General features: G+C 69.5%; 15 protein-coding genes. 1 reads left to right on the top strand and 14 read right to left on the bottom strand.

Annotation, left to right across the window (positions count from 1 at the left end; translation table 11 throughout):
• Nucleotides 1–3: 3 nt before the first annotated feature.
• The 10 genes from ABZ478_RS01960 to ABZ478_RS01915 all read right to left on the bottom strand — a co-directional run bounded on the left by ABZ478_RS01960 (nt 4) and on the right by ABZ478_RS01915 (nt 13382).
• Entirely contained in the window at nt 4–1503 is a 1500-nt protein-coding gene (locus tag ABZ478_RS01960) for a CYTH and CHAD domain-containing protein (protein WP_359544559.1), read from the bottom strand.
• A gap of 53 nt (nt 1504–1556) precedes the next feature.
• Complete coding sequence (gene rodA / locus ABZ478_RS01955) at nt 1557–2756, bottom strand: rod shape-determining protein RodA (RefSeq protein ID WP_359544558.1); 1200 nt, start codon at nt 2754–2756, stop codon at nt 1557–1559.
• Entirely contained in the window at nt 2753–5002 is a 2250-nt protein-coding gene (gene mrdA / locus ABZ478_RS01950) for a penicillin-binding protein 2 (protein ID WP_359544557.1), read from the bottom strand. Before mrdA ends, rodA begins: the two co-directional genes overlap by 4 nt.
• A gap of 116 nt (nt 5003–5118) precedes the next feature.
• Nucleotides 5119–5793: a rod shape-determining protein MreD gene (gene mreD, locus ABZ478_RS01945; RefSeq protein ID WP_359544556.1), complete on the bottom strand. Its 675-nt coding sequence runs from the start codon at nt 5791–5793 to the stop codon at nt 5119–5121.
• Nucleotides 5794–5806: 13 nt separating this feature from the next.
• Complete coding sequence (gene mreC, locus ABZ478_RS01940) at nt 5807–6745, bottom strand: rod shape-determining protein MreC (RefSeq protein ID WP_359544555.1); 939 nt, start codon at nt 6743–6745, stop codon at nt 5807–5809.
• A 188-nt stretch (nt 6746–6933) separates the two neighbouring features.
• On the bottom strand, nt 6934–7953 hold the full coding sequence (locus tag ABZ478_RS01935; RefSeq protein ID WP_116151120.1) for a rod shape-determining protein: 1020 nt from the start codon (nt 7951–7953) through the stop codon (nt 6934–6936).
• A 313-nt stretch (nt 7954–8266) separates the two neighbouring features.
• Nucleotides 8267–8680 carry a nucleoside-diphosphate kinase gene (gene ndk, locus ABZ478_RS01930; RefSeq protein WP_104780585.1) on the bottom strand — a complete coding sequence of 138 codons (414 nt, stop codon included), beginning with the start codon at nt 8678–8680 and terminating at the stop codon, nt 8267–8269.
• 63 nt (nt 8681–8743) lie between these two features.
• Nucleotides 8744–9115, bottom strand: coding sequence for a DUF4233 domain-containing protein (locus tag ABZ478_RS01925; RefSeq protein WP_359544554.1), 372 nt, complete (start codon nt 9113–9115; stop codon nt 8744–8746).
• A gap of 10 nt (nt 9116–9125) precedes the next feature.
• Entirely contained in the window at nt 9126–10640 is a 1515-nt protein-coding gene (locus tag ABZ478_RS01920; RefSeq protein WP_358931365.1) for a folylpolyglutamate synthase/dihydrofolate synthase family protein, read from the bottom strand.
• A gap of 117 nt (nt 10641–10757) precedes the next feature.
• The gene (locus ABZ478_RS01915; protein WP_359544553.1) at nt 10758–13382 is read right to left on the bottom strand and encodes a valine--tRNA ligase; all 2625 of its coding nucleotides are present in this window, start codon (nt 13380–13382) and stop codon (nt 10758–10760) included.
• Nucleotides 13383–13519: 137 nt separating this feature from the next.
• On the opposite strand from ABZ478_RS01915, the gene ABZ478_RS01910 reads away from it, so the two are divergent.
• Nucleotides 13520–14470, top strand: a complete 951-nt coding sequence (locus ABZ478_RS01910) for a hypothetical protein (protein ID WP_359544552.1) — start codon at nt 13520–13522, stop codon at nt 14468–14470.
• Nucleotides 14471–14541: 71 nt separating this feature from the next.
• On the opposite strand, the gene clpX is transcribed toward ABZ478_RS01910, so the two are convergent.
• The 4 genes from clpX to tig form a co-directional block, all read right to left on the bottom strand.
• On the bottom strand, nt 14542–15828 hold the full coding sequence (gene clpX / locus ABZ478_RS01905) for an ATP-dependent Clp protease ATP-binding subunit ClpX (RefSeq protein ID WP_359544551.1): 1287 nt from the start codon (nt 15826–15828) through the stop codon (nt 14542–14544).
• Nucleotides 15829–15999: 171 nt separating this feature from the next.
• Nucleotides 16000–16665, bottom strand: a complete 666-nt coding sequence (locus ABZ478_RS01900) for an ATP-dependent Clp protease proteolytic subunit (protein ID WP_358931373.1) — start codon at nt 16663–16665, stop codon at nt 16000–16002.
• A gap of 70 nt (nt 16666–16735) precedes the next feature.
• Nucleotides 16736–17341: an ATP-dependent Clp protease proteolytic subunit gene (locus ABZ478_RS01895; RefSeq protein ID WP_199213517.1), complete on the bottom strand. Its 606-nt coding sequence runs from the start codon at nt 17339–17341 to the stop codon at nt 16736–16738.
• Between the two features lie 289 nt (nt 17342–17630).
• Nucleotides 17631–18998 carry a trigger factor gene (tig, locus tag ABZ478_RS01890; protein WP_359544550.1) on the bottom strand — a complete coding sequence of 456 codons (1368 nt, stop codon included), beginning with the start codon at nt 18996–18998 and terminating at the stop codon, nt 17631–17633.
• Nucleotides 18999–19098: the final 100 nt, after the last annotated feature.

The raw sequence follows: 19098 nt of genomic DNA, 5'->3' as shown, positions 1-19098 counted from the left end.
CGCTCAGACGGACGCCCCCGACTTGATCTTCGCCCACAGGCCCGGCAGCTCGGCTTCCGCCGCCGCCGCGCGCCGCTCCTCCCGGCCGTACAGCAGGCCGTACGTGAAGGTGCTCTCCCCCGCCGCGTGGGCGACCGCGGCGAACTCGCGCAGGATGTGGCGGGCCATGACGCTGTCCTGGTGGTCGCCCAGCAGAGAGGTGAGGGACTTCATCGACTTGGCCAGGGATTTGGCCGGGGCGCCGAGGGCCGGGATGGCGGCCTCGGCGGCGTAGCGGGTGCGCTTGGCCTTCTTGCGGGCCTCGTGCAGGGCGACGTCGCGCTCCTGGCCGGGTGGCAGGTCGAGCGCGTGGGTGATCAGGCGGGTGACCTTGGCGAGGTCCTTGCGTACGGCCTTGGCGAGCACCTTCGCGGGTTTCTTGCCGGCCTTGCCGCGCAGCGGCGGGTCGGCGAGGAGGGCGTCGAGGGTGTCGAGCAGGGCCTGGTGGCGGGCGGAGTCGAGGATGGCGATGAGATGGCCGCGGGTGCTGCTGTGCCGGGCGTCGGCCCAGGAGGCGAGCCGCTGGGGCACGGGACCGAGGACCAGCTCGGACGGGAGTTCGTCCAGGGCGGTGCTGAGGCGCTCCGCCAGTACTTCCTGGTCACGGTCGGCGCCCAGCTCGCGGGCCAGCCATTTCAGCTCGGTGGCGACCGGGGCGGTGACGGCGGGGTCGAGGACCGTGCCGAAGGTGCGGAAGGTGCTGCGCATACGGCGGGTGGCGACCCGCATGCGGTGCACGGAGTCCGGGATGTCCCGGCGGACGGCCGGGTCGCGGTCGAGGATCTCGTCGCGTTGTTCGCGCAGGTAGGCGAGGACGTGGTCGCCGGCGGTCACGGGGGGTGCGGGCTCGGCGGGCCGGGTGCGGGTGCCGCCGGTCTGCTCCAGCGCCCGGGCCAGCTTGGACGGTGAGGTGGACGGGCGTACGCCCGCCTTGCGCAGGCGTTTGTCGACCTTGTCGAGGAGGGCCGGATCGGCGTCGTCGGCCAGCTCCACCTCGATCTCGGTCCAGCGGGTGGTGCCGCCGGCCCGGTTGAGCCGTTCGGCGGTGACCGTGTCGACGCTTGCCTCGGCCAGCAGTGTGCCGTCGGCGTCGACCAGGTGGCGTACGTCGCGGGCGGAGCGGAGCCGGACGACGGGGACCAGTTCGGCGGCCCGGACCCGGGAGCGGACCAGGGCGGCGAGTTCCTCGGGAACGGTGTCGGACAGCGGTGCCCTGATCTCGTCGCGGACACCGGGGGCGACCGGGAATTTCAGGTGCCAGCCGTCGTCCGAGCCGCCGGTGCGGCGGCGCAGGGTGAGGGAGGCGGCGGCCAGGCGTTCGTCGGCGGTGTCGTAGTAGGTGGCGTCCAGCTCGACCAGGCCCTGGTCGAGGACGTCCGCCACCTTGCCGGCGCCCGTCAGGTCGGGGAGCCCGCTCTCATCGGATTCGTACTTGCGCTCGATCTCGCGTTTCGTATCCGCCATGAACAGAATCTAGCCGCGATGGGCCTGCTCAGTCCCCTTTCGTGCGGTCGGATTCACGCGGACATCGGACGTTGCACCTTGATGGACTGCAAGAGGCCGACGGCGATCCATACTGCGAACATCGACGTGCCGCCGTAGGAGACGAAGGGCAGGGGCAGGCCGGTGACGGGCATGATGCCGAGGGTCATGCCGATGTTCTCGAAGGACTGGAAGGCGAACCAGGCGATGATGCCGGCGGCGACGATCGTGCCGTACAGCTCGGTGGAGTCGCGGGCGATGCGGCAGGCGCGCCACAGCAGGATGCCGAGGAGGAGGATTATCAGTCCGGCTCCGATGAAGCCGAGTTCCTCGCCGGCGACGGTGAAGACGAAGTCCGTCTGCTGTTCGGGGACGAACTGGCCGGTGGTCTGCGAGCCGTGGAAGAGGCCCGCGCCGGTGAGGCCGCCGGAGCCGATGGCGATGCGGGCCTGGTTGGTGTTGTAGCCGACGCCGGCCGGGTCGAGGTCGGGGTTGGCGAAGGCCGCGAAGCGGGCGATCTGGTACTCGTCCAGGATGTGCAGCTGCCAGACGGCGATCGCGCCGACGGTGCCGGCGGTGATCAGGCCGAAGACCCAGCGGTTGGAGGCGCCGGAGGTGAGCAGGACGCCGAGGATGATGACCACCATGACCATGACCGATCCGAGGTCGGGCATGAGCAGCACGATGAGGATGGGTACGGCGGCCAGGCCCAGGGACTGCAGGACCGTGCGGTGGTCGGGGTACTTCTTGTCGCCGGCGTCGACGCGGGCCGCGAGCAGCATGGCCATGCCCAGGATGATCGTGATCTTCACGAACTCCGAGGGCTGGAGCGAGAAGCCGCCGCCGAGCACGATCCAGGAGTGGGCGCCGTTGACGGTGGAGCCCAGCGGGGTCAGCACGGCGAGGATGCCGAAGACGGACAGGCCGTAGAGGATCGGCACGGCGTTGCGCAGGGCGCGGTGGCCGAGCCAGAGCGTGCCGATCATCAGGACGAGCCCGATGCCGGTGTTCATCAGGTGCCGGAGCAGGAAGTAGTACGGGTCGCCCTGGTTGATCTCGGTGCGGTTGCGGGTGGCCGAGAAGACCAGCAGGGAGCCGATCCCCGAGAGGGCGAGTGCCGACAGCAGTATCGGCCAGTCGAGCCGGCGGGCCAGTGAGTCGCGGGCGAAGAGTCTGGTCCAGCCGGCCCGCTCGGGTCCGTAACCGGAGACGGAGAAGCTGTTGGCGCTGGTCATGTGAGCATCCTCCGGCTTCCCCTCCTGCGGTGGCGCCTGCGGGTGTCGCGGTTGCCCGTGGTGGGCGAGGGCGAGGTGGCCGGGGTCTGGCCGTCGTCGTTGCTGGGGTTGTCCTGCTGGGAGGCCTCGACGTCCTTGGCCGGGTCGCCGGCGATCTTCGGGGAGGCGATGGTGCCGTCGGTGCGGACCTTGGGCAGGCTCTTCTGCGGTTGGGGCAGCAGTGCCTTCTTGTTGTCGATGGAGCCGTCGCCGCCGACGCCGTAGAGCGCGCTGTAGATGTTGCGCACGGCCTCACCGGAGGCTCCGGAACCCGTACCGGCCTGGGCGATCGTCATGATCACCGTGTAGTCCTTGGAGTAGGTGGCGAGCCAGGAGGTGGTCTGCTTGCCGTAGACCTCGGCGGTGCCGGTCTTGGCGTGCAGCGGGATCTTGTCCTGGGGCCAGCCGCCGAACTTCCAGGCGGCGGTACCGCGGGTGATGACGCCGGCGAAGGCGTCGTTCATGCCCGCGAGGGTGGCCTTGGTGACCGGCAGCCTGCCGTTCTTCTTCGGCTTGATCTCCGTGACCGTCCTGCCGTCCGCGCTGATGACCGCCTTGCCGATGGTGGGCTGGTACATGGTGCCGCCGTTGGCGACGGCGCCGTAGATCGCGGCCTCCTGGATGGGGGTGACCAGGGTGTCGCCCTGTCCGATGGAGTAGTTGATCGAGTCGCCCTCGCGCATCTTGTTGCCCTCGAGGCAGTTCTCGTACGCGATCTTCTCGACGTAGCTGCCGTCCTTCTTGCCGGACTTGCACCAGGCGTCCTTGTTGGCCTTCCAGTAGTCCTGCTTCCACTGGCGGTCCGGGACGCGTCCGGTGACCTCGTTGGGGAGGTCGACGCCGGTCTCCTTGCCGAGGCCGAACTGATGGGCGGCCTTGTAGAAGTAGTCCTTGGGCTTGCCCTTCTTGGGGTTGATCCCGCCGTCGCGCTTCCACTCCCTGTCGGCGAGACCGTAGAAGACGGTGTCGCAGGAGACCTCGAGGGCGCGGCCGAGGGAGATGGGGCCGAAGTTCTCGCCCTCGAAGTTCTTGAAGACCTGGCTGCCGACGGAGTAGGAGCTGGTGCAGGGGTAGCGGCCGTCGAAGGGGTAGCCGGCCTCGACCGCGGCGGCCGTGGAGACCACCTTGAAGGTCGAGCCGGGCGCGGCCTGGCCCTGGATGGCCCGGTTGAGCAGCGGGTAGTCGGAGTTCTTGCCGGTGAGGGCCTTGTAGTCCTTGGCGGAGATACCGCCGACCCAGACGTTCGGGTCGTAGGTCGGTGCGGAGGCCATGGCCACTATCCGGCCGGTCTTGGCCTCCATGACCACGACGGCACCGGAGTCCGCCTTGTAGTTCTCGCCGGTGATCTTGTCGTACTGCTGGCGGGCGACCTTCATCGCCTTGTCCAGCTCGTACTCGGCGACGCGCTGCACCCGGGAGTCGATGCTGGTGACCAGGTTGGAGCCGGACTCGGCCGCGTCGGACTGGGCCTTGCCGATGACCCGGCCGAGGTTGTCCACCTCGTAGCGGGTGACGCCGGCCTTGCCGCGCAGCACCTTGTCGTACTGGCGCTCGAGGCCGGAGCGGCCGACCATGTCGGAGCGCAGGTAGGGCGAGTCGGTGTCCTTGGCCTTCTGGATCTCCTCGTCGGTGACCGGCGAGAGGTAGCCGAGGACCTGGGAGGTGTTGGACTTGCCCGGGCCCGGGTAGCGGCGCACGGCCTCGGGCTCGGCGGTGATGCCGGGGAAGTCCTCGGCGCGCTCGCGGATCTGCAGGGCCTGCTTGGCGTCGGCCTCGTCGGTGATCGGGATCGGCTGGTAGGGCGAGCCGTTCCAGCAGGGCTGGGGGGTCTCGGCGTCGCACAGCCGGACCTTGCGCATGACGTCGGCGGGCTTCATGCCGAGGACGCCGGCCAGCTTGGTGAGGACGGCCTTGCCGTCGTCCGCCTGCTTGAGCAGATCGGTGCGGGAGGCGGAGACGACCAGGCGGGTCTCGTTGTCGGCGAGCGGCACGCCCCGGGCGTCGAGGATGTCGCCGCGGACGGCGGGATCGACGACCTGCTGGACGTGGTTGCCGGAGGCCTCCTTCTGGTACGCGGCGCCCTCACGGATCTGCAGGTACCACAGGCGGCCGCCGAGGGTGCCGAGGAGGGAGAGGACGAGGATCTGGATGACGACGAGGCGGATCTGGACCCGTGGGGTCCGTCCGGTCTCGGGGATGTTGGTCACTGCGGCTGTCTCCCCCTCTCAGTGCGCGGACGTGTGTGCGCCGACGAATGATGAACGATCCGCCTGTGCGGCGCCGTTCCGCCGCGATTGCCCCGTTCGAGTGAACTCTGGTGCGTTCACAGCCGCTTGACCCCCTTGATGCGGCCGACCCTGGTGGAGCGGGTGCGGGCCTTGGCCTTCAGGGCGCCGAGGCCGCGCTGACCGCCGATGCGCAGCCCGGTGCCGGAGGAGAGCCAGCCGGAGGAGATGTCGCCGGCCTTGGCGGCGGGACTGGTCTCGGCGAGCGGGTCGTTGTCGGAGCGGCGGGCCAGCCACATGATCGCGGGGACCACGAAGGGGGCCAGCAGCAGGTCGTACAGGGCCGCCGAGAACAGCAGGCCCGGCAGGCCGACATGACGGGCGGCGGTGTCGCCGACCAGGGCGCCGACGCCCGCGTACAGCAGGGTGGAGCCGACGGCGGCGGCGACCACGACGGCCATCGGGCCGGTGGCGGACTTCAGCCGCCCGTTTTCCGGCTTGATGAGTCCGGCGAAGTAGCCGATGACGCACAGCACCAGGGCGTAGCGGCCGGCCGCGTGGTCGGCCGGCGGGGCGAGGTCGGCGAGCAGTCCGGCGCCGAAGCCGACGAGGGCGCCGCCCACGTGGCCGTACACCATGGCGAGGCCGAGGACGGTGAGCAGCAGCAGGTCGGGGACGGCACCCGGCAGGTGCAGGCGGGCGAGGACGCTCACCTGGATCACCAGGGCGACGACGACCAGCGCGATCGAGAGCAGGATCCGGTTGGGACGCATGGGGATTCAGCTCCTACTGCTGCTCGTTGGTGCCGGGCGCGCCGGCCGAGGGGCTGACCGTGACGGTCACGGTCGGCGTCGGTGTCGGCTTGGGCTTGCGCGGCAGGACCTCGTCGCGCGGGTCCCGCTTCGGGCCCTGGACGACCACGCCGACGACGTCGAGCTTGGTGAAGCCGACGTACGGAGTGACGTAGAGGGTGCGGGTGAGGCCGCTGCCGGAGGGGTCGATCCGGGAGACCACGCCGACCGGGACGCCGGGCACGAAGGGCTTGTCGGCCTGGGAGCCGAAGGTGACGAGCCGGTCGCCCTTCTTCACCTCGGTCTTGCCGTTGAGGAGTTCCACCCGCAGCGGGCGGTCGCCCTGGCCGGAGGCGAAGCCGAGTTCGTCGCTGTTCTCCATGCGGGTGCCGACGGTGAAGTCGGGGTCGTTGGCGAGCAGCACGGTGGCGGTGTCCGGGCCGACGGTGGTGACGCGGCCGACGAGTCCGTCGCCGTTCAGCACGGTCATGTCCCGCTCGATGCCGTCGTTGGCGCCGGCGTCGATGGTGATGGTCCAGGAGAAGCCCTGTGCCGACCCTATGGCGATGACCTGGGCGCCCTTGATGCCGTACTGGCCCTCGCCGGCGATCTTCAGCATCTTGTCGAGCTGGTTCAGGCGGCTGCGGTTGCGGTCGTCGCTGCCGAGTTTCGCCTTGAGGGCCGCGTTCTCCTTCTCCAGCGTGGCGAGCCGGTCGTGGCGGGTGCCGGAGTCACGGACGGCGGAGACGGCGTCGCCGACCGGGTTCACCGCCGAGGACAGCCCGTTCTCGATCGGGCCGAACGCCGCGGCGGCGGCCTGCCGGGCGCCGTCGACGGGGGAGTTGCGGCCCCCTCGGATGTCCACCGTGATCAGCGCGAACGCGATGGCGATCAGCAGGACCAGGAGCAGCCGGCTCTCTTTCGTGTCCCTCACGTGCGGCGGCCGTGCCCTTCCTCGAGTGGAATTCGGGGACCCCCGGTGATGCGCCGGTGGTGCGGCGCGAACCCTGGGGGCCCATGTGCGGAGCTTGTGCCTCTATGTCAACGACCCGCCGCACGAGAGGGATCGTCTCGTACGGCGGATCCGGGGAACCGCCCGATCGGCGGATCCGGGGAACGGCCTCATCGGCGGGGCTGGGCGTCCAGTACCTGCTGGAGCGCCTCGAACTCCTCGACGCACTTGCCGGAGCCGAGCGCCACGCTGTCCAGCGGGTCCTCGGCGATGTGGATCGGCATTCCGGTCTCGCGCCGCAGCCGCTCGTCCAGACCGCGCAGCAGGGCGCCGCCGCCGGTCAGCACGATTCCCCGGTCCATGATGTCGCCGGACAGCTCCGGCGGGCACTTGTCGAGGGTCGTCTTGACGGCGTCGACGATGGCGTTGACCGGCTCCTCGATGGCCTTGCGGACCTCGGCGGCGGAGATGACGACGGTCTTCGGCAGCCCGGAGACCAGGTCGCGGCCGCGCACCTCGGTGTGCTCGTCGGCGTCGAGTTCGTACGCGGAACCGATCGTGATCTTGATCTGCTCGGCCGTGCGCTCGCCAAGCAGCAGGCTGTACTCCTTCTTGATGTACTGGATGATCGCGTTGTCCAGTTCGTCGCCCGCGACCCGGATGGACTGCGCGGTGACGATGCCGCCGAGCGAGATGACCGCGACCTCCGTGGTGCCGCCGCCGATGTCCACGACCATGTTGCCGGTGGCCTCGTGGACCGGCAGACCGGAGCCGATGGCGGCCGCCATGGGCTCCTCGATGATGTGCACCTGGCGGGCGCCGGCCTGCGAGGACGCCTCGATGACGGCGCGGCGCTCGACGCCCGTGATGCCCGAGGGCACACAGACCACGACGCGCGGGCGGGCCAGGTAACGCCGCTTGTGGATCTTCAGGATGAAGTAGCGCAGCATCCGCTCGGTGATCTCGAAGTCGGCGATCACACCGTCCTTCAGCGGACGCACGGCGACGATGTTGCCCGGGGTGCGCCCGATCATCTTCTTCGCCTCGGCACCGACCGCGAGGATGCCACCGGTGTTGGTGTTGATCGCGACGACGGACGGCTCGTTGAGCACGATTCCGCGACCCCTGACGTACACCAGCGTGTTGGCGGTCCCGAGGTCGACAGCCATGTCACGGCCGATGAACGACATTGAGTTCCCCATCCGGATTCATCTGGCCTTCCTGAGCTTTTGAGGGCATATCAGGTCGGCGAGGCGGGTGCTGTGACGTGAAGGCTTCCATCGTAAACGCGCCTGCACGAACACTGCGCGAGGGTCTCCGCCATTGTCATCAGATGGCGCGCCGCCTCGCTTGTGGAGACGGCCCATCGGGGGCACACGTTCCCCCGATCGGCAACGCATATGCCGAAGGACGGCCGAAAAGGTACGGCCGTCCCAGGTCAGGACTCCGAGCGGACCTGACGCCCCCTCAGAAAAATTCGCGAAGATTCGGCCGGCCGGCGGCTCAGGCGCGGCCCGGGAAGAAGATCTTCACCTCGCGCTCGGCGGACTCCTCCGAGTCGGAGGCGTGGATCAGGTTCTCCCTCACGATCACGCCGTAGTCGCCCCGGATGGAGCCGGGCGCGGCGGCGATCGGGTCGGTCGGGCCGGCCAGCGCGCGCAGCCCCTCGATGACCCGCTCGCCCTCGACGATCAGCGCCACGACCGGGCCGGACGCCATGAACTCCACCAGCGGCTCGTAGAAGGGCTTGCCCTTGTGCTCGCCGTAGTGCTGCTCCAGCGTGTCCTGGTCCAGGGTGCGCAGCTCCAGCGCGGTGATCTGCCAGCCGGCCTTGCGCTCGATACGGCTGATGATCTCGCCGGTCAGGCCGCGACGGACGGCGTCGGGCTTGAGGAGGACGAGGGTGCGCTGGCTCACGAGGGGCTCCTTACGACTGACATGTGCGGTGGGACGAGGTTACAGGGCGTGTCCCCGCCGCCGTTACGCAGCGTCAGGTGCAGGGGGGCCGGGGTCCCCGGACTCTCCCTGGGCCGCGAACCTGGCCTTCGCCGCGTCGACCTTGCGCCCGTAGTGGACCGACGCCCACCACAGGGCGGCGAACACCGCGCCCATGAAGTACATCGTCGGGACGAAGACGCCGGAGGCGATCAGGGCGAGCTGGAGCGCCCAGCCGAGAGCGACGCCGCCCGGCCGGGTCACCATGCCGCACAGCAGCACGCACAGGACCATGGCGATGCCGCTGACCAGCCACACCGTGGACGTGGCCAGATCCGGGTCCTTCATGGCCACGAGAGCGGCGAACCCGATGACGAAGAACTCGCCGATCAGCGTCGATGAACAGAGCGTACGCACGACGGACTCCTCAGCCCTTTCCCAGGAGCAGGCGGGCCTCGCCCACCGTGATGACCGAGCCGGTGACCAGCACCCCGCCGCCCGCGAACTCGCCCTCCTCCTCGGCCAGCGTGATCGCGGCCTCCAGGGCCTCCGGCAGTCTCGGCTCGACCTGGACGCGGTCCTCGCCGAACACCTCGACGGCGATCGCTGCCAGCTCGTCCGCGTCCATGGCGCGGTGGCTGGAGTTCTGCGTGACGACGACCTCGGCGAAGATCGGCTCGAAGGCCTCCAGCAGCCCGCGCACGTTCTTGTCGCCGCTCGCCCCGACCACGCCGATCAGCCGGCTGAAGTCGAACGCCTCCCGCACGGCCTCGGCGGCGGCCTCGGCGCCCGGCGGGTTGTGGGCGGCGTCCAGGACGACGGTGGGAGAGCGCCGGACGACCTCCAGGCGCCCCGGCGAGGAGACGGCAGCGAAGGCCTTGCGCACCGCGTCGATGTCCAGCCGCTCCGCGCGCTGCGCGCCGACCCCGAAGAACGCCTCCACCGCGGCGAGCGCGACGGCCGCGTTGTGCGCCTGGTGGGCGCCGTGCAGCGGGAGGTAGACCTCCTCGTACTCGCCGCCCAGCCCGCGCAGGGTGAGCAGTTGCCCGCCGACGGCGATCTGCCGGGCGGTCACGCCGAACTCCAGACCCTCACGGGCCACGGTGGCGTCGACCTCGACGGCCTTCTTCAGCAGCACCTGCGCCGCGTCCACCGGCTGCTGGGCCAGGATCACGGTCGCGCCCTGCTTGATGACGCCGCCCTTCTCCCCCGCGATCTCCCCCGGCGTGCTCCCGAGCCGGTCGGTGTGGTCGAGGCCGATCGGGGTGATCACGGCGACGTCGCCGTCGATCACGTTGGTGGCGTCCCAGGAGCCGCCCATGCCCACTTCCACGACGGCCACGTCGACCGGCGCGTCCGCGAAGGCCGCGTAGGCCATGCCGGTGAGCACCTCGAAGAAGGACAGCCGGTACTCCTGCGAGGCGTCGACCATCTCGATGTACGGCTTGATGTCCTGGTACGTCTCGATGAACCGCTCGGCGGAGATCGGCGCGCCGTCCAGGCTGATCCGCTCGGTGACCGACTGCACGTGCGGGCTGGTGTAGCGGCCGGTACGCAGCTCGAAGGCGCCGAGCAGGGCCTCGATCATGCGCGCCGTGGAGGTCTTGCCGTTGGTCCCGGTGATGTGGATCGAGGGGTACGAGCGCTGCGGCTCGCCGAGGACGTCCATCAGCGCGGCGATCCGGCTGACGGAGGGCTCCAGCTTGGTCTCGCCCCAGCGGGTGGCCAGCTCCGTCTCGACCTCGCGCAGGGCCCTGTCGACCTCGGGGTCCGCCGGCCGGGCCGGTACGTCGGCCTCGGGCGGGCCGCCCTGGGTGCGCAGGGTGCGGCTGCCCGCCTCGATCACGGCGAGGTCGGGGTCGCGGGTCGTCTCGGCCTCGATGATCTCGTCGAAGCCGTCGAGGGGATCGGGGGTGTCGCTGGTGCCGGGGTGGTCGCTCACGGTGCCAGTCTACGGAGGCGCGGTGACATGGGCGGGCGAAGGCCCCCGGAGCTGTGGAGTTCCGGGGGCCTTCGGCTGCCGTGCGCGCGGGGCGGCGCCTGCGCGCCGGCCGTGGCGCTACGCCGCCGGGAGCCGGTCCAGCTGGGCCTGGATGCGGGCGATGTCCTCGTCGGCCTTGGCGAGGCGGGTGCGGATCTTGTCGACCACGTTCTCCGGGGCCTTCGCCAGGAACGCCTCGTTGCCGAGCTTGGCGGTGGACTGGGCCTTCTCCTTCTCGGCGGCGGCCAGGTCCTTCGCCAGGCGCTTGCGCTCGGCGGCCACGTCGATGGTGCCGGAGAGGTCGAGGGCGACCTCGGCGCCGGCGACCGGCAGGGTGGCCGTGGCCGTGAAGGAGTCGCCCTCCGGCTGCAGGCGCAGCAGCTGGCGGATGGCGGCCTCGTGCGGGGCCAGCGCCGTACCGTCCAGGGTCAGCCGGGCCGGGACCCGCTGGCCCGGCTGGAGGCCCTGGTCGGCGCGGAAGCGGCGGACCTCGGTGATGACGGACTGCAGGGACTCGATCTCCTGCTCGGCCGCGCGGTCGCGGAACCCGCTGTCGGCCGGCCACTCGGCGATGACGACGGACTCGCCACCCGTGAGTGTGGTCCACAGCGTCTCCGTGACGAACGGGACGACCGGGTGCAGCAGCCGGAGCGTGACGTCGAGGACCTCGCCCAGGACGCGCTTGGAGACCTCGGCCGCCTCGCCGCCCGCCTGGAACGTCGTCTTGGACAGCTCGACGTACCAGTCGAAGACCTCGTCCCACGCGAAGTGGAAGAGGGCGTCGGAGAGCTTGGCGAACTGGAAGTCGTCGTAGAACGCGTCGACTTCGGCGACGACCGAGTTGAGCCGGGAGAGGATCCAGCGGTCGGTGGCGGACATCTTCGCCGGATCGGGCAGCGGGCCGTCCACCGTCGCGCCGTTCATCAGCGCGAAGCGGGTGGCGTTCCAGATCTTGTTGGCGAAGTTGCGGGAGCCCTGGACCCAGTCCTCGCCGATGGGCACGTCGACGCCGGGGTTGGCGCCGCGGGCGAGGGTGAAGCGCAGGGCGTCGGAGCCGTACTTGTCCATCCAGTCCAGCGGGTTGACCGCGTTGCCGAAGGACTTCGACATCTTCTTGCCGAACTGGTCGCGGACCATGCCGTGCAGGGCGATGGTGTGGAACGGCGGGGTACCGTCCATCGCGTACAGGCCGAACATCATCATCCGGGCGACCCAGAAGAAGAGGATGTCGTAGCCGGTGACCAGGACGGAGTTCGGGTAGAACTTCGCGAGGCTCTCGGTCTGTTCGGGCCAGCCGAGGGTGGAGAACGGCCACAGGCCGGAGGAGAACCAGGTGTCGAGGACGTCGGTGTCCTGGTGCCAGCCCTCGCCGCTCGGGGCCTCCTCGTCCGGTCCGACGCAGACGACCTCGCCGTTGGGCCCGTACCAGACCGGGATGCGGTGGCCCCACCACAGCTGCCGCGAGATGCACCAGTCGTGGAGGTTGTCGACCCAGTCGAAGTACCGCTTCTCCATCTCCTGCGGATGGATCTTGACCTTGCCGTCGCGGACGGCGTCACCGGCGGCCTTGGCCAGCGGGCCGACCTTGACCCACCACTGCATGGACAGGCGCGGCTCGATGGTGGTCTTGCAGCGCGAGCAGTGGCCGACGGAGTGCACGTAGGGGCGCTTCTCGGCGACGATCCGGCCCTCGGCGCGCAGCGCGGCGACGATGGCGGAGCGGGCCTCGAGCCGGTCCAGGCCCTGGAAGGGACCGTGCGCGGTGATGACGGCGTGCTCGTCCATCACGGTGAGGGACGGCAGGTCGTGCCGCTGGCCGATCTCGAAGTCGTTCGGGTCGTGGGCCGGGGTGACCTTGACGGCACCGGTGCCGAACTCGGGGTCGACGTGCTCGTCCGCGACGACCGGGATGGAGCGGTCGGTCAGCGGGAGCCTGATGAGCGTGCCGACGAGGTGCTTGTAGCGCTCGTCGTCGGGGTGGACGGCGACGGCGGTGTCGCCGAGCATGGTCTCGGCACGGGTGGTGGCGACGACGATGGTGTCGTCCCCCTCCCCGTACTTCATGGAGACCAGCTCGCCGTCGTCGTCCTGGTACTCGACCTCGATGTCGGAGATGGCCGTCAGGCACCGGGGGCACCAGTTGATGATGCGCTCGGCGCGGTAGATCAGCTCGTCGTCGTAGAGCCGCTTGAAGATGGTCTGGACGGCCTGCGAGAGGCCCTCGTCCATGGTGAAGCGCTCACGCGACCATGCGACGCCGTCACCGAGGCGGCGCATCTGGCCGGAGATCTGGCCGCCGGACTCGCCCTTCCACTGCCAGACGCGCTCGACGAAGGCCTCGCGGCCGAGGTCGTGGCGGGACTTGCCCTCCTTGCCCAGCTCGCGCTCGACGACGTTCTGGGTGGCGATGCCGGCGTGGTCCATGCCCGGCTGCCACAGCGTCTCGAAGCCCTGCATGCGCTTGCGGCGGGTCAGGGCGTCGATGAGCGTGTGCTCGAAGGCGTGGCCCAGGTGGAGGCTGCCGGTGACGTTCGGCGGCGGGATGACGACGGTGAACGGCGGCTTGTCGCTCTTCGCGTCCGCCTCGAAGTAACCGCGCTCTACCCAGCGCTCGTACAGCGGCCCCTCTACATCGGCCGGCGCGTACTGGGTCGGCAGTTCGGAGTCGGGCGCGGGTGGCTGCTGCTGAGCGTTCTCGGTCACGAGGGTCAGTTTAGGGGTGTCACGGGGTGGTCCCGAAACACGTTTGTTCTGTAACGGTGCGGCCCCCGGTGCCGTGTGTTCCCGGCGCCTGGGCCAGGATGTCAGGAACACATAAGCATCTGAGGGGGAACCCAGAAATGAGCAACAACCAGCCGGGCCCGTACGGCCAGCAGCCGCCCTACGGCCAGCCGGGGCAGCCTGGTCCCTACGGCCAGCAGGGCCCCTACGGCCAGCAACCGCAGGCTCCCCAGCCCGGCTACGGCTACCCCCAGCAGACTCCCCCGGCCCCGCCCCAGCCCGGATACGGCTACCCGCAGCAGGGCGGTGTGCCGCAGCAGCCGAACCCGTACGGCCAGCAGCCGGGCGCCTACCCCCAGCAGCCCTACGGCGTCCCGCAGCCGCCGGCGCCGGGCGGCGGCAAGAAGAAGACGGGCCTGATCATCGGCGCGGTGGCCGTCGTCGCGGCGATCGCGGTGGGCGCGTACTTCGTGCTGGGCGGCAGCGGCGGCTCGGACGTCGCGGACGACGGCCCCCACAAGCTGACGACACCGGCGACGGTTCTGGGCGAGTACAAGAAGTCCAAGAGCGACAGCGGCACGATGACCGCCAAGGACATGAAGGACGCGAAGAAGTGGGGCGTCGAGGACCCCCACGACGTCAGCGCCGGGTACAAGTCCGGGGACGTCGACAATCCGCTGAGCCAGAAGATGATCCAGTTCGGCGGTGTCTACGGCACGATCGACGACCCCGAGAAGACCGTCGACGCGATGTTCGCCTACATGAAGAGCGAGTCCCAGAAGGACAGCGGCAGCAAGGACGTCGCACTCCAGGGTGAGCCGAAGGCGTACGAGCCGGCCGGTCTCGACGGCGCGGTCCTCAAGTGCCAGCAGGCGAAGGCTCCCACCGACTCCACCAGTGGCGGTCCGAAGGACGTCACGATGACGATCTGCGTCTGGGGTGACCACAGCACCATCGGATTCGTCATGCCGATGGACATCGCGAACCTCGCCGCGGGCCGCAGCAGCGACCCGGCGGTCGACGCCGAGCTGGCCGCCAAGTTCCGCAAGGAGATCCGCGTCAAGGCCTGACGGCACAGGCTCAACGGCGAAGGGGCCCCGGTCGGTGACCGGGGCCCCTTCGTATGCCTTGCCGTGGGCGGCTACGCCGTCTTCTGCTCCCCCGTCCCCCGCCCCCGGACGTCCCGGGGGATCAGGGTCGGGTTGACGTTGGAGTGGACGACGTCGGCCGTGATGACGACGCGGGCGACGTCCTTGCGGGACGGGACCTCGTACATCACCGACATGAGGACCTCCTCCATGATGGCGCGCAGGCCGCGGGCGCCGGTCTGGCGGAGGATGGCCTGGTCGGCGATGGCCTCCAGGGCCTCGCGCTCGAAGTCCAGCTCCACGCCGTCGAGTTCGAAGAGGCGCTGGTACTGCTTGACCAGGGCGTTGCGGGGCTCGACCAGGATTTGGAGCAGGGCCTCGCGGTCCAGGTTGTGCACCGAGGTGATCACCGGCAGGCGGCCGATGAACTCGGGGATCATGCCGAACTTGACCAGGTCCTCGGGCATGACGTCCTCGAACTGGTCCTTGGCCTCCAGCTCGCGCTTGGAGTGGATCGTGGCGCCGAAGCCGATGCCCTTGGCGCCCGCCCGGGACTCGATGATCTTCTCCAGGCCGGCGAAGGCACCGCCCACGATGAACAGGACGTTCGTCGTGTCGATCTGGATGAACTCCTGGTGCGGGTGCTTGCGGCCGCCCTGCGGCGGGACCGAGGCCGTGGTGCCCTCGAGGATCTTCAGCAGGGCCTGCTGGACGCCCTCGCCGGAGACGTCACGGGTGATCGACGGGTTCTCGCTCTTGCGGGCCACCTTGTCGATCTCGTCGATGTAGATGATCCCGGTCTCGGCCTTCTTGACGTCGTAGTCGGCCGCCTGGATCAGCTTGAGGAGGATGTTCTCCACGTCCTCGCCGACGTAGCCCGCCTCGGTCAGCGCCGTCGCGTCGGCGATCGCGAAGGGCACGTTCAGCATGCGGGCCAGGGTCTGCGCGAGGAGCGTCTTGCCCGAGCCCGTGGGGCCGAGCAGCAGGATGTTGGACTTCGCCAGCTCGATGGCGTCGTCACGGCTCTGGGCGCCGCCGTTCTCGCCCGCCTGGACCCGCTTGTAGTGGTTGTACACCGCGACGGAAAGGGCCTTCTTGGCGGCCTCCTGGCCGACCACGTAGCCCTCGAGGAACTCGTAGATCTCGCGGGGCTTGGGAAGCTCCTCCCAGCGCACCTCGCTGGTCTCCGCGAGCTCCTCCTCGATGATCTCGTTGCAGAGATCGATGCACTCGTCGCAGATGTACACACCGGGCCCTGCGATGAGCTTCTTGACCTGCTTCTGGCTCTTGCCGCAGAACGAGCACTTGAGCAGATCGCCGCCGTCACCGATGCGTGCCACGGTGTGCTTCCCCTTCGCCTGGGAGACGACTGGACGCTTTCGAATCCAGCGGCTCCTGGTGCTGCCTTATGTCCGACGGTACCTTGCCGGGCCCCGTGTTCGGGTCCCCCTTGGCAGGGTTCACTTTGACGTGCATCCTGCCAAGGGGGCCTGAGCGTACGCCGCCTCGGGTCAGCGGACCGCTTCGTTGTTCATCTTCCGGGTGGAGATGATCTGGTCGACGATGCCGTACTCCAGCGCTTCCTCGGCAGTGAGGATCTTGTCGCGCTCGATGTCCTCGCGGACCTTCTCGAGCGGCCGGTTGGAGTGCTTGGCCAGCATGTTCTCCAGCTGCTCACGCATCCGGGTGAACTCGTTGGCGATGATCTCCAGGTCGGAGAGCTGGCCGCGGCCGGTGGAGCCGGCCGGCTGGTGGATCAGCACGCGCGAGTTCGGCAGCGCCATGCGCTTGCCCGGGGTGCCGGCGGCGAGCAGGATGGCCGCGGCCGAGGCCGCCTGGCCCATGCACACCGTCTGGATGTCCGGCTTCACGAACTGCATGGTGTCGTAGATGGCCGTGAGAGCCGTCATGTCGCCACCGGGGCTGTTGATGTAGATCGAGATGTCCCGGTCGGGGTCCATCGACTCCAGGCACAGGAGCTGCGCCATGACGTCGTTGGCGGAGGCGTCGTCGATCTGGACGCCCAGGAAGATCACGCGCTCCTCGAAGAGCTTCGCGTACGGGTCGTACTCGCGGATGCCCTGGGAGGTGCGCTCGACGAAGCGCGGGATGACATAGCGGCTGTCGGGCCGGGGCCCTTCGTACATACCGCTGGCGGCGCCGGGGAAGTTGCTCATGAGGGTGTTCACCGTCCTGGTGGCGTTCGGGGGGCTGGTGTCTCGGCGGTGCGTTGCGTGGCCGGGCCGGTCAGGCACCGGTGCCGCCGCCTCCCGGAACACCCGAGGCGTTCCTGATGATCTCGTCGATGAGGCCGTACTCCTTGGCCTCTTCCGGGGTGAACCAGCGGTCACGGTCGGCGTCGCGGAGGATCGTCTCGACCGACTGGCCGGAGTGCAACGCGGTCAGCTCCGTCATGGTCTTCTTGGTGCGCAGCAGGTACTGGGCCTGGATCTTGATGTCCGAGACCGTACCGCCCAGGCCCGCGGAGCCCTGGTGCATCATGATGTCCGTGTGCGGCAGGGCGAAGCGCTTGCCGGCGGTGCCGCCGGTGAGCAGGAACTGGCCCATCGAGGCCGCCATGCCCATGCCGATCGTGACCACGTCGTTCGGGATGAACTGCATGGTGTCGTAGATCGCCATGCCGGCCGTCACCGAGCCGCCGGGGCTGTTGATGTAGAGGTAGATGTCCTTGTCGGGGTCCGCGGCGAGGAGCAGCAGCTGTGCGGTGATCTTGTTGGCGATGTCGTCGTCGACCTGCTGACCGAGGAAGATGATCCGCTCGTTGAGCAGCCGGTTGTAGACCTGGTCGCCGAGGCCACCACCGATGGAAGGCTCGCCGGCGGCGGAGGGCATCAGATTCGTCACGTATCCACCTGCTCGTCTTACGACGGCGCCGGGCCGTCTCACGTCGTCCTGCCGGAGGCTTGGCTGGGGGTTTCAGGAGACTCCCCTGCCCCCGTATTCAAGGACCCTAACGCTCAGGTCCCCTCGGGGAATCCCGGAGATGACAGTGTTCGCCGGGGGCGTAGCGGCCGCGCGGCGGGGGCCGGGCGCGGACGCCCGGGCCGAACGGCACGGGCCCCCGGGGAAGCACACTCCCCGGGGGCCCGTCCTACGCGCTGCGGAGGCGCCGTGGAGGCGCTCAGCCCTCGGCGTTCTCCTCGGAGGTCTCCGACGCCTCGGCGGCCTCGGTCTCCTCCTCGTCGTCCAGGTCGACGACCTCGCCGTTGGTGTCCTTCACCGTGGCGGCCTCGACCACGACGGCCAGGGCCTTGCCCCGGGCGACCTCGCCGACCAGGAGCGGAACCTGGCCGCCCTCGACGACGGCCTGGGCGAACTGGTCGGGGGACATGCCGGAGGAGGCCGCACGCCGCATGAGGTGCTCGGTGAGCTCCTCCTGGTTGACGTTGAGGTTCTCCTTCTTGACCAGCTCGTCCAGGACGAACTGGGTCTTGATGCCCTTGACCGCGGCCTCGCGGGTCTCGGCCTCGAACTCCTCGGCGGTCTTGCCCTGGATCTCCAGGTACTTGTCGAGGTCCAGACCCATCTGGCCGAGCTGGTGGTGCTCCAGGTTGTGCTTGCGGGTGTTGATCTCGTCCTCGAGCAGCTTCTCGGGGACCGGGACCTCGACCAGCTCGAGGAGCTTCTCCAGCACGCGCTCCTGGGCCTGGGTGGCCTGGTCGTACTGCTTCATGTTGGCCAGGCGCTTGCGGCTGTCGGCCTTCAGCTCGTCCAGGGTGTCGAACTCGGAGGCGAGCTGCGCGAACTCGTCGTCCAGCTCGGGCAGTTCGCGGGCGGCGACCTGGGTGACCTTGACGGTGACCTCGGCCTCCTTGCCCGCGGCGGAGCCGCCCTTCAGCTCGGAGGTGAAGGTGCCCTCCTCGCCGGCGGACAGGCCCTTGACGGCGTCGTCGATGCCGTCCAGCAGCTCACCCGAGCCGATGGTGTAGGAGACGCCGTCGGCGACGCCGTCCTCCAGGACCTCGCCGTCGACCTTGGCCTGCAGGTCGATGGTGACGACGTCGCCGTCCTCGGCGGCGCGCTCCACCGGGGAGGTGGAGGCGAAGCGCTCACGGAGCTGCTCGACGGACTTCTCGAGGTCCTCGTCGGTGACCTCGACGGCGTCGACCTCGACCTCGATGCCGGAGTAGTCCGGGATCTCCAGGGCCGGGCGGACGTCGACCTCGGCGGTGAAGTTCAGCGTCTCGCCGTCCTTCAGGTCGGTGATGTCGACCTCGGGCTGGCCCAGCGGGCTGAGCTCGGCCTCGTTGACCGCCTCGGTGTAGAACTTCGGAAGCGCGTCGTTGACGGCCTCCTCCAGCACCGCACCGCGGCCGAACCGCTGGTCGATGACGCGGGCCGGGATCTTGCCCTTGCGGAAGCCCTTCACCGTGACCTGCTGGTTGATCTTCTTGTACGCCGCGTCGAGGCTGTCCTTGAGCTCCTCGAAGGGCACCTCGACAGTGAGCCGAACCCGGGTCGGGTTCAGGGTCTCCACGGCGCTCTTCACGGTTCGGTCTCCTTGTGGCTGACTTCTTGGTTTCTGCCGGAGCCAGACTGGTCCGGCGGATTTCGCCGCCCGGAGGAGTTCGTAGGCCGAGTGGGCCGGG

Source organism: Streptomyces sp. NPDC005706 (assembly GCF_040631045.1).
GTDB lineage: Bacteria > Actinomycetota > Actinomycetes > Streptomycetales > Streptomycetaceae > Streptomyces.
The sequence above is the reverse complement of the archived record's forward strand: the minus strand, read 5'-3'. Positions and strand labels throughout refer to the sequence as shown.

Bases quoted from the DNA above. Each gene is read 5' to 3' on its own strand.
- ABZ478_RS01900 (WP_358931373.1), bottom strand. From the start codon at position 16,665: ATGAGCAACTTCCCCGGCGCCGCCAGCGGTATGTACGAAGGGCCCCGG.
- mreD (WP_359544556.1), bottom strand. From the start codon at position 5,793: ATGCGTCCCAACCGGATCCTGCTCTCGATCGCGCTGGTCGTCGTCGCC.
- ABZ478_RS01895 (WP_199213517.1), bottom strand. From the start codon at position 17,341: ATGCCCTCCGCCGCCGGCGAGCCTTCCATCGGTGGTGGCCTCGGCGAC.
- ABZ478_RS01910 (WP_359544552.1), top strand. From the start codon at position 13,520: ATGAGCAACAACCAGCCGGGCCCGTACGGCCAGCAGCCGCCCTACGGC.
- ABZ478_RS01935 (WP_116151120.1), bottom strand. From the start codon at position 7,953: ATGTCGTTCATCGGCCGTGACATGGCTGTCGACCTCGGGACCGCCAAC.
- rodA (WP_359544558.1), bottom strand. From the start codon at position 2,756: ATGACCAGCGCCAACAGCTTCTCCGTCTCCGGTTACGGACCCGAGCGG.
- ABZ478_RS01960 (WP_359544559.1), bottom strand. From the start codon at position 1,503: ATGGCGGATACGAAACGCGAGATCGAGCGCAAGTACGAATCCGATGAG.